At 36.4% G+C, this 3,452-nt stretch carries 5 protein-coding genes; 2 read left to right on the plus strand and 3 right to left on the minus strand.

Annotated features, from left to right (window positions below; all coding sequences use genetic code 11):
- Window positions 1–401, plus strand: a 401-nt coding sequence (locus ACFY36_RS51830; RefSeq protein ID WP_499753330.1) for a VanZ family protein, incomplete at its 5' end; no start/stop codon positions are given.
- Between the two features lie 100 nt (window positions 402–501).
- Here the strand turns inward: ACFY36_RS51830 and ACFY36_RS51835 are convergent.
- Both ACFY36_RS51835 and ACFY36_RS51840 read right to left on the minus strand, forming a co-directional pair.
- The gene (locus ACFY36_RS51835; protein ID WP_003132403.1) at window positions 502–915 is read right to left on the minus strand and encodes a polysaccharide biosynthesis C-terminal domain-containing protein; all 414 of its coding nucleotides are present in this window, start codon (window positions 913–915) and stop codon (window positions 502–504) included.
- Between the two features lie 58 nt (window positions 916–973).
- A complete protein-coding gene (locus ACFY36_RS51840) occupies window positions 974–1,654 on the minus strand; it encodes an IS6-like element ISS1N family transposase (protein ID WP_081196305.1) in 681 nt (226 codons plus the stop codon).
- A gap of 50 nt (window positions 1,655–1,704) precedes the next feature.
- Between ACFY36_RS51840 and ACFY36_RS51845 the strand changes: the two genes are divergently transcribed.
- Window positions 1,705–1,848, plus strand: a complete 144-nt coding sequence (locus ACFY36_RS51845) for an IS3 family transposase (RefSeq protein ID WP_101812836.1) — start codon at window positions 1,705–1,707, stop codon at window positions 1,846–1,848.
- Window positions 1,849–1,954: 106 nt separating this feature from the next.
- Here ACFY36_RS51845 and ACFY36_RS51850 read toward each other — a convergent pair whose 3' ends face one another.
- Window positions 1,955–3,196 carry an L-lactate MFS transporter gene (locus tag ACFY36_RS51850; protein WP_356489087.1) on the minus strand — a complete coding sequence of 414 codons (1,242 nt, stop codon included), beginning with the start codon at window positions 3,194–3,196 and terminating at the stop codon, window positions 1,955–1,957.
- Window positions 3,197–3,452 lie beyond the last annotated feature (256 nt).

Genomic DNA, 3,452 nt, shown 5'->3' on the forward strand with positions numbered 1-3,452 from the left:
GGTTGTTTGGCATCCAGTATCACCTCAAAGATTTTTCAGTTATTTATCTCTATCTTGCTTTCAGTGTGTATTTATTACTGTTATTCATGGTGCTTTTTACTAAAACAACGGATTTTCAGGCGATATCACTGAATCCTTTTGACTTTATAAAAGCGGATACCAGAACGATTCAAGAGGCAGTGCTAAATATTATCTACTTCATTCCTTTAGGTGGCCTTTACTGTATCAATACTGATTTCAAACAGTTTGTCATTGTCAGTTTGGTCACACTTTTAGGAATTGAAACCATTCAATTTATCTTTTATTTGGGCACATTTGCCATTAGTGATATTATCTTGAATTTTTTGGGTTGTTTGATTGGGTATTATTGTTGTTGGGAGATTAAAAGGCGGTTGAGTTGAGCTAACCCAAAAGTAGCATAAAAATAGACAGGAGATATATCTCGAATGGTATCGAGATATATCTCCTGTCTATTTTTATGAGGATTTCATTCCAAATGTCTTATTTTTTATTTTTTAGCGCCATGATAATGTATAAAATTGTACGCTGATTAACCACTAACATGCCACAAAATAATAGGGCAAGGCATAGATACAAGACTTTACTCGGCAGATAAAATAAACAAAGAATTTGTACCAAAATGATCACAAAATTACTTATAAAAGTTCGCCATTTAATCTGAATCACCACAAATTTTTGCGTATCCTTGACACGAAATAAAAACGTTGTTAAGAATCCAAGCATTGAAGCTAATCCAGCACCATTCAAGCCAAATAATGGAATAAGTAATACTTGTGCAATGACACAAACGATTGCTCCAAATAAAAATGTGATAAATCCTCCTGTAGTTTTTTTAACTACAATATAACTTGTTTCAAAAAAATTTGCAAAGCTAGAAAATAATGCTGAGAGCATGAAAGGTTCTGTTGCGAAGTTTGAAAATCAAACGCGCCCTCTCTGAACTCCAAATATCTTAGGCTGGTATTCCCATTAATACCTTGATTTCAGTAGACACCGAAAAGCCGAAGAGCGTTCCATTTCTTCGGTTCTTTTTATATATTCCTCGAAGGGTCTCCATGCCCTTAATCGTGGAAGAGGCTGTACGGAGACTTTGATAAAATTTATTCCGTCGTTTAATAGGTCGATGGTCTTGTTCTATTAAATTGTTAAGATACTTCACAGTTCGGTGCTCTGTCTTAGGATATAAACCCACACTCTGTAACTTTCTAAAGGCGGAGCCAAGAGAAGGTGCTTTATCGGTCACAATTGCTTTCGGCTCACCAAACTGTTTATGGAGTCGTTTTAAGAAAGCATAGGCTGCTTGCGTATCCCGTTTCTTTCGTAACCAGATATCTAAGGTTAAGCCGTCCGCATCAATTGCACGATAAAGATAATGCCAACGTCCCTTAATTTTGATATAGGTTTCGTCCATTTTCCATGAATAGAAGGATTGTCTATTTTTCTTCTTCCAAAGATAATAGAGGACTTTGCTGTACTCTTGCACCCAACGATAAATCGTAGTATGACAAACATTTATTCCACGATCATATAACAATTCCTGAACTTCACGATAGCTTAGATTGTAACGCAGGTAGTAACCAACAGCGACAATAATGACGTCTTTTTTGAATTGTTTGCCTTTAAAATGATTCATTACTCTGTCCTCTCTGTCTTTTTTCTCAATTTTACACTAAAATAGATTTTTTGGAAAACTTTGCAACAGAACCTATTGGAGAATTCAAGGAAATCACAAAGAATTACGTCGATTGGTTTAACAATCGACGAATATCACAGAAAACAAAAGGCATGACTCCCTGCGAATACAGGGAACATGCCTTAGCAGTTTAAAAATATTCAATTTTGTCTTGCACTTTACGGCTCATGCTGTTTTAGACTCTTTTTTATGCAATTTTGTCTTAGTTTTTAATAATTTAATGCGCTTTAAAGTAGTTTTTTATGATTTGCTTTTTATTAATTTGCTGGCTTTAATGAAATCTCGTTGTATCCAGAATGAGATTAGCAGTGCCAATAGATCAATCAAAATAAAGGCAGCTAATGTCAAAGTATAATTGTGGAACAGTTGATGTGTTAATGATAATAGTAATGGTCCAACAACTCCGGCAGCAGCCCATGCTGTCAGTACATATCCATGAACAGCTCCTAATTCTTTAGTACCAAAGACATCACCTAAGTAGGCTGGGATGACAGAAAAGCCTGCTCCATAACAAGACATCAACAAGCATAATGCAATGACAAATAGGAGCGGTAATTTGAAGATGAGCATGGCTGAAAGCATTACAATATCGAGAATAAAAATGGTACTGAAAGTAGCAGGGCGCCCGATATAATCAGACAAAGTTGCCCATATCAAACGTCCAAAGCCATTGAAAAGGCCTATGATTCCAACCATAATTGCGGCTGTTTGGACAGACATGCCGGTCATACTTTGAGCCATGGGGGATGCAGCTGAGACAAGGCCGATCCCGCATGTAATATTGATAAATAACATTATCCAAAGAAAAGTGAAGGATTTAGTTTTGAGGGCTTGGTTAGCTGTTAGCTCCGGTCCTCGGGTTAGACGTGTTCCCTTTTTTTGAGAAATGCTATTTTCAGTAGTGCTTGATAGTGCCAGATTTGGACGAACAATAAACTGTGCAGCGAGCAGCATAATAACAAAATAAAATGTTCCTAAGAGATAGAATGTTTGTTCAAGACCAACACTAGCCATTAGCTGTTGAGCAACAGGACCAGTCAGCATTGCTGCAAAACCAAATCCCATAATAGCTAACCCCGTTGCTAAACCGCGTTTGTCTGGAAACCATTTAATAATTGTTGATACAGGGGTAACGTATCCTGCTCCCAGTCCTAAGCCGCCTATGACACCATATGAGAGATATAATAGCCAAATTGAATTTTGATGGATAGCCCAACCAGTCATAATGGTTCCAGTTCCGTAAAGAAAGCTAGCAATAGTTCCCGTTAGTCTAGGGCCTATTTTTTCAACGACTTTGCCCATAAAGGCGGCTGACATTCCCAAGAAGAAAATAGCGATACTAAATGCAAGAGCGACTGAGGATTCTGCCCAACCATTTTGTTTTGCAATTGGATTAGTAAAAACACTCCAAGCATAAACGGAACCAATCATTAAATGAAACATGACACCTGCAAACGCAACAACATAGCGATTTGTTTTCAATACCTATTCCTCCATTTTTGATAGTATACGAATAAGTATACGAATAATTTAAACGTTGTTAACAACCATTGTTGTCATATAATAATAATATCACATTGATTATCACATTTAAACAATTAAATTTTAGTATAAGACGAATTTTAACGTTGGCTAATGAAAAGTACATTTAAGTTAGCTATAGTACTGGGAAAAAACAAATTACGGTTGCTGTTTTTGAACAAATAAAAAAGCACAGGGAACCTAAAGTGCTCCATAA

Source organism: Actinoplanes sp. NPDC000266, assembly GCF_042899005.1.
Classification (GTDB): Bacteria; Actinomycetota; Actinomycetes; order Mycobacteriales; family Micromonosporaceae; genus Actinoplanes.